Genomic DNA, 6,771 nt, shown 5'->3' on the forward strand with positions numbered 1-6,771 from the left:
CGCCGGGTCTTCGCTTTCCTCCGCCTCGTATACTGGCGGCAAGGTGGCCGCCTTGCCCGGTAGAACGTCGGAATTGGAGGAGGCAGAGTGAAGTTTTTGAACGTCGTGCGCAAAAACGCGTACTTCGACTCGGTTACGTTGATGGGCGTGTCGAAGCGCCTGTTGGACCTCCCGGGCGTGGAGGCCGTGTCCGTCAGCATGGGCACCGAGATGAACAAGCAGCTTCTCGCCGAAGGGGGCTTCGACGCCGAAACGGTGAAGGACGCGGGTCCGAACGACCTCATGATCTTGTGCGCGTTCGACGACTCCTGCGAAGAGGACGAGATGCTTGCCCAGGTGGAGCGGTCCATGGAGCGCACCGACGAGGCGCACGACGCCGCCGACTTTCGCCCCCGCACCCTGGCCGAGGGCAAGCGCAGGGTCGATGCGAACATCGCCGTCGTGTCCCTGCCGGGCGAGTACGCCGCAGGCGAGGCCAGAAAGGCGCTGGATGGCGGGATGCACGTCATGCTGTTCAGCGACAACGTGTCTGTGGAAGACGAGGCGGCGCTGAAGGAGCTCGCCCACGCCAAGGGCCTGTTCGTGATGGGTCCCGACTGCGGCACGTCGATCATCGACGGCGTGGCCCTGTGTTTCGCCAACAAGGTGAGGCGGGGGCCTGTGGGCATCGTGGCCGCCTCGGGGACGGGGGCCCAAGAGGTGTCGGTGCTTCTGGACGGCGCGGGCCTGGGGACAAGCCAGCTCATCGGCACTGGCGGACGGGACCTAAGCGCCGAAGTGGGGGGTCGCATGTTCCTCGACGCGCTTGACGCGCTCGAGGCCGACGAGGGCACCGAGTATCTGCTGCTCGTGTCCAAGCCGCCGCACCCGAGCGTGATGCCCGTCGTCGCCGAGCGTCTGGCGCGCCTTTCCAAGCCCGCGGTCGCCTGCTTCCTCGGCGCGACCGAGCTTGTGGGCGCGGGGTCGGTCGTGCTCGCGTCCGGCCTTGAGGACGCCGTGGCGAAGACGGCGGCGCTGGCCGGCGAAAGCTTCGAGGTCTTGCCCGCTTTGGCGGTGCCCGACCGTCCGAGCGGCACGTACCTGAGGGGCCTGTTCTGCGGCGGCACCCTCATGGAGGAGGCGAAGCAGGTGGCCGTGGCCGCCCTCGGCGAGGGGGTCGTCCGCTCCAACGCCGCGAAGTCCGGCTCGGTCGCCCTCGCGGATGCGAGGAAGAGCGAGGGGCACACGCTGCTCGACATGGGCGACGACGTGTTCACGCGCGGAAAGCCCCATCCGATGATCGATCCCAGCGTCCGCAACGCCCGCATCGTCGAGGAGGCGCGCGACCCGGAGACCGCGGTCATCCTGCTCGACTTCGTCTTGGGCTACGGCGCCCACGAGGATCCTGCCGGCGCTGCCGTCCCCGCCATCCGAGAGGCCCGCGCGATCGCGCAGCGGGAGGGGCGCACGGTGGCGTTTGTGGCCTATGTGCTGGGAACCGATGAGGATCCCCAGGGCAAAGCCGCCCAGCGCGCCCTCCTTGAGGGCGAGGGCGTCCATGTGTGCCAAACCAATGCCCAGGCAGCCCGCCTGGCCGTGTCCATGGTAAAGGAGTGACCTATGCCGAATGCAACGTCCCTGCTCAAGGGAGGGCTGCGCGCCGTCAACCTGGGTGCTGAGCGCTTCTGCGACGATCTGAGGAGCCAGGGGGCGCCCTGCGTCCACGTTGACTGGGCCCCGCCCGCCAAAGGCTCGCCCGAGCTCATACGCGCCCTCGCCTCCTTGGATTCCGCGGAGGTCGACGCGGCGAACGAGGCGGCGCTCGCCCGCTTCTACGAGGCTTCCCCGCACCTTGTCGACTTCGCCTTGGCGAAAGACGTCATCCCCGGCATGAGGAAGAACCTCGTTTTGCACGCCGGTCCGCCCATCGCCTGGGAGGACATGTGCGGGCCTATGCGCGGCGCCATCATGGGCGTGCTCATCCTCGAGGGGTTCGCCTCCACGCCCGAGGAGGCGGCCGAGGTGGCCGCGTCGGGCGCGATCGACTTCGAGCCGTGCCACCACCACGACACGGTGGGCCCGATGGCGGGCGTCATCTCGTCGAGCATGGTGGTGCAGGTGTTCGAGAACAAGACCCACGGCAACCGCGCCTATTGCCCGGTTCCCGAGGGCATGGGCGGCAAGCTTTTGCGCTACGGCGCCTACGATCCCGAGTGCATCGACAACCTGCGTTGGATGGCTTCTGAGTTTCGCGAGGTGATGCACGCGGCGCTGTCGACGTCCGACGGCATCGACGTGCGCTCGCTGCAGTTCCAAGCGCTCCATATGGGAGACGAGGGGCACAACCGCAACAAGGCGGGCACCAGCATGCTCTTGCGCGCCCTGTTCCCGCTGCTGCTGAAGTCGGGCATGCCGCTTGACAAGGTGGAGCGCTGCGTCGATTTCATCAACGGCAACGACGGCTACTTCCTGAGCATCAGCATGCCCTCGTCGAAGGTGTGCTTGGACGTCGCCCGCGACGTGGAGGGCAGCTCCATGGTCACCGCCATGTGCCGCAACGGCGTGGAGTTCGGCATCAGGGTGTCGGGGCTGGGCGACGAGTGGTTCACCGGGCCGGCCCAGTGGGTGGACGGCCTGTACTTCCCCGGTTTCGGCGACGACGACGCCAACCTTGACATGGGTGACTCCTGCATCACCGAGACGGCCGGCATCGGCGGCTTCGCGCTGAGCGGCGCGCCTGCCATCGTGCAGCTCGTCGGGGGCACGGCGGCCGAGGGCGTGGAGATATCCAAGCGGATGTACGAGATAACGATAGGGGAGAACACGAACTACTCCCAGCCCGTCCTCAACTTCCGCGGCTCCCCGACGGGCATCGACATCCGCAAGGTGGTGGAGACGGGCATCATGCCGGTGATCACGACCGGCAGCGTCCATAAGAAGGCCGGCGTGGGGCAGATCGGAGCGGGTCTGACCAAGCCCCCCATGGAGTGCTTCGAGAAGGCGTTGAAGGCCTTCGCCCGGCGCTACGGCCGCGAGTAAAGAGAAAAGGAGGAATGCAGCATGGACGAGATCATCAACAACCCCCTGCTTTGGGTCATCTGCGCGATCACGGTCGCCATCATCGCCTTCCAGGCGGTGGCGTACTTCCGGTTGACCTCGAAGCAGGCGAAGGCCGTCGGCGTTTCGAAGGAGATGTGCCGCAAGTCGTTCCGCGTGGGCATCATGACCTCCATCGGGCCTGCGTTGGGCATCGTGGTGGTCATGGTGGGTCTCATGGCGGTGCTCGGGCATCCTTTGACGTGGATGCGCCTGTCCATGATCGTGTCGGCTGCAAACGAGCTGGCGGCCGCCCAGATAGGCGCCGAGGCCACGGGGACCGTGCTGGGCGGCGCCGACTTCACGCCCGAGGCCTTGATGGTGTCGTGGTTCGGCATGTGGCTCAACGGCGTGGGGTCTCTGGTGGCGGTGGTGCTGTTCGCCAAGCATCTGCGCAAGACCCAGGACAAGATCACCAGCAAAAACCCCCGTATCCTGGCCATCGTCAGCGGCGCGGCCATGTGCGCGATCTACGGCAACCTGTCGGCTGGATCGCTCATCAGCGGCGGCGACTTCGTGGGCGCCTGGATCACGGGCGGCGTGGCCACCTTCGTGTTCTACAAGATAGCCCAGAAGCACGAGAAGCTCAAAGAGTACAGCCTGGGCCTGGCAATGGTGTGCGGCACCATCGCCGGCGCCGTGATCCACGCGTTCATGTAGAAGGGGGTTGCAATGGATAATCAGGATTACGAGAACAACTGGGTGAAGCCTGTCCACCGCATCGGCAGGATCACGCTTTTGGGAGTGTGCCTTTCGTCCTTCCTTCCGGTGGCCTACCTGTACTTCGCCTACGGCGTGGTGCCGCCTGTGGACTGGATCGTCAAAGACATCCTGCTCATCACCGCGTCGTTCGGGTTCATCTGGCTGATCGAGCCCATCACGTTCTTCCCGGCGCTCGGGCTCATCGGCAGCTACGAGGCGTTTCTGACCGGCAACATCGGCACGAGCAAGCTGCCCTCGGCGGCGGTGGCGCAAGATATCGCGCGGGTGGAGCCCGGTTCGAAGAAGGCCGAGGTGGTCGCGTCCATGGCCATCCTGGGCTCCATCGTCTGCACCGTGGCGTTCGTCTGCCTGGGGGCGGTCGCGGGCAGCGCGCTGCTCGGCGCCCTGCCGACCGATGTGGTGGACGCCATCAAGTCCTACGTAACTCCCGCGGTGTTCGGCGCGCTCATGGTGACGTTCACAATCAAGTTCCCCAAGGTCATCCCCGTCGCCATCGGCGTTCCGCTGCTGCTGAGGCTGTTCGCCGGCTCCATCATCCCCAGCTACCTGTACATCGTGTTCACCATCGTCGCCACCATCGCGGCCGCGGTGATCATCTACAAGAAGCGCATCTCGGGCGAGGAGGCGGAAGGCTGATCGCTTTGGCGCATCAAACGCGAAGGGCTGCCTGCGGCAACGGGGCGGCCCTTTTCGCGCGCATGGAGGGGTGCGAAAAGGATGCGGGCGAGCGACGGCCTGCCGCCCATGCGGCCCTTCGCGCGCACGCGGGGGAGGGCGGCTCCCTCGCATGCGGCGTGGTTGCGGTGGAGCAAAGCTGGGAGGCCGCATGGCGCGACGGGGCCGAGCTGGTCGTGACGGGCGCGTCGCGCCACGCGTGCAACGTGGCGCTTGCGGGCCGCCTTTCCGGCCGGGGCGCGGACCTGCCGTGCACCTACCATCCGGCGGCCGAGGCGACGTACCTTTGGATAGGCGCGCGGTCGTGCGGATTCGGGCCGGGGGGCCTCGTGCTCGACCGGGACTGCCTGCCAAAGGAGCTTGCCCGGGCGGATCGGCTGGTGCTGAGGATGGCGTGCGGGAGAGGAGTCTCGTTCTCTGTGGGCGCGGGCTGCGATGCCGTCGAGATGCGGGTGGGCGCCGATGCCGCGAGGTTCTCCGCGAGCCTTCGCATGCGCCCGCCGGTTCGGGCGGGCGCGCTCGCCACGCAGAAGGCCGCGCGGCGAGCCGAGGGGGCCATACGGCGGCAGGGCAGCGCCGATTCACCTTTTCATCCGGCTTTTCGTCCCGTGAGCGGCGCCGATGCCCGCATACGCGCGGCGCTGGTCGGAAGGGGGAGCGAGCTGTGCGACCGGCTGCTGCGCGGACCGTCGGACGGCGAGGGCGCACCCCGCGCGCTGCAGGCGCTTTTGGGCCTGGGGCCGGGGTCCACTCCCTCGGGAGACGATTTCGCCGTGGGCGCGCTCGCCGCGTTCCTCGCGGTTTCGGGGAAGCCGGGCGCCGGGTGCCCGCAGGCCGTTTCCGCCGCCTTGCAAGGCGCGTGCGGAAAGACGACGTTCGCGTCGCGGCCCTATCTTCTTGCGGCGTCTCGCGGGCGGTTCTCCAACGACGTGGTCTTCGGGGTGTCGGCCTTGCTCACGGGGGAGGGGCGTGGCGAAGGGGGCGCTTGCTCGAGCATCGCGCGCCTTCTGTCCCACGGGGCGACGTCGGGGACGGACCTTCTTGCCGGGGCGGCCGCGATGCTGCGCGCGTTCGGGGAGGCGGAAGCGGCCCCGAAGCGATGAGGCCGTCTGGCGAGGCCGGCAGACCTGCGGGCCGATCGATGAGGCACCCGACGGGCCGGCGGGGTTGGCGGACCTGCGGGCCGATGGAGCCGGCGGGTTGATGAGGCCGATAGCCCGGCGGGCCGGCGAGGCCGGCGGGTCGATCTCATAGCCAATTGCGGGGGATTCGTGCAGATTCGGACGTGCCTTGACCGAGGTGGTACAATTCCAGGCCGTTATCTCTGCACGTAGCATACGCGAGAAAGAGTGAGCATGGATTTAGCGAAGCAGGCGAAAATCGTCGACTCCATACATGATACGTTGCACGACTTCGTCGGTCAACGCCTGAAAGTGCGCGCCAACATGGGACGCTCGAAGATCGTCGAGAACGAGGGCGTGCTCACGCAGGTGCATCCCCAGCTGTTCATCATGGAAGTCGACCGCAAGCGCGGCCGCACGGCCCGCCAGTCCTACCAGTACGTCGACGTCCTCACCGGTATGGTGGAGCTGTCCCAGGACGGCGAGCCCCTGTTCGAGCCCTTCATCCCCGAAGCCGAGGAGGAGGCGGCCTCCGAGGCTGAGAAGGTGCTGTCGTAAGGCGGCTGCCTTTGACGCCATCTTGTAGCGGTTGTGACGGGGGCGGGTGCGGCGGTGTCGCACCCGCCCCCGCTTATGCGCCGCCCCGCCCATGCGCAAGATCCCGGGCCGCTCCGCCGGCCCCAATCCAACCGGCACGGCCGCCCCGCCCGCCGGTTCCAATCCAATCGGCACGGCCGCCCCGCCCGCCGGTTCCAATCCAACCGGCCGGGACGGTGCGTTTTGGTCGCAAAACGCACCCTATGGCACGCCCGAACCCCTTCCTGCGGCTTCCCTCGGCCGCATCCTCCAGAAAAGCCCTGGTCGCGATTTTCGAAACCCGCTGTCGCGGCGCAAAACAGCCCCTTTTTGTGCCATAGGGCGCGGTTTGTGACCACAATCGCATCAGGTCTCCGTTAAATCGGGATGGACACGAACTCATGCTTGTCTGATATTCAAGCCGAGCCCCCTCTGATCGGGTGCCTCGGAGGGGCCGGCCCTGCGCGCCCGGCGGGCCGGGCCGGCCCGCGCCGCCGGCGGTTCAAAGAAAAGAGAAAGAGTCATGGACAAAACAGGCCCCGGTCCACATGGCCTCGGCCAAAATCGGCCCGATTCGGGGCCTTCGCGAGGGGACGCGCGG

6 protein-coding genes are annotated in these 6,771 nt (G+C 67.4%); all 6 read left to right on the forward strand.

The annotated features are described in order from the left end of the window. The first annotated feature begins 87 nt into the window (after positions 1-87). Complete coding sequence (fdrA, locus tag ACWKY3_RS07570; RefSeq protein ID WP_449315817.1) at positions 88-1,596, forward strand: acyl-CoA synthetase FdrA; 1,509 nt, start codon at positions 88-90, stop codon at positions 1,594-1,596. A gap of 3 nt (positions 1,597-1,599) precedes the next feature. Then, positions 1,600-3,018: an oxamate carbamoyltransferase subunit AllG family protein gene (locus ACWKY3_RS07575; RefSeq protein ID WP_449315818.1), complete on the forward strand. Its 1,419-nt coding sequence runs from the start codon at positions 1,600-1,602 to the stop codon at positions 3,016-3,018. A 21-nt stretch (positions 3,019-3,039) separates the two neighbouring features. Continuing rightward, a complete protein-coding gene (locus tag ACWKY3_RS07580) occupies positions 3,040-3,735 on the forward strand; it encodes a DUF5058 family protein (protein ID WP_449315819.1) in 696 nt (231 codons plus the stop codon). Positions 3,736-3,747: 12 nt separating this feature from the next. Beyond that, positions 3,748-4,434, forward strand: coding sequence for a hypothetical protein (locus ACWKY3_RS07585; protein WP_449315820.1), 687 nt, complete (start codon positions 3,748-3,750; stop codon positions 4,432-4,434). A gap of 5 nt (positions 4,435-4,439) precedes the next feature. Further along, positions 4,440-5,576, forward strand: coding sequence for an oxamate carbamoyltransferase subunit AllH family protein (locus tag ACWKY3_RS07590; RefSeq protein ID WP_449315821.1), 1,137 nt, complete (start codon positions 4,440-4,442; stop codon positions 5,574-5,576). 252 nt (positions 5,577-5,828) lie between these two features. Beyond that, positions 5,829-6,152 carry a Veg family protein gene (locus tag ACWKY3_RS07595; protein ID WP_449315822.1) on the forward strand — a complete coding sequence of 108 codons (324 nt, stop codon included), beginning with the start codon at positions 5,829-5,831 and terminating at the stop codon, positions 6,150-6,152. The last annotated feature ends 619 nt before the right edge of the window (positions 6,153-6,771 follow it).

It is taken from the genome of Rubneribacter sp., from assembly GCF_965361815.1.

Coding starts and splice junctions, on each gene's coding strand:
- ACWKY3_RS07595 (WP_449315822.1), top strand. CDS start 5,829: ATGGATTTAGCGAAGCAGGCGAAAATCGTCGACTCCATACATGATACG.
- ACWKY3_RS07575 (WP_449315818.1), top strand. CDS start 1,600: ATGCCGAATGCAACGTCCCTGCTCAAGGGAGGGCTGCGCGCCGTCAAC.
- ACWKY3_RS07580 (WP_449315819.1), top strand. CDS start 3,040: ATGGACGAGATCATCAACAACCCCCTGCTTTGGGTCATCTGCGCGATC.
- ACWKY3_RS07585 (WP_449315820.1), top strand. CDS start 3,748: ATGGATAATCAGGATTACGAGAACAACTGGGTGAAGCCTGTCCACCGC.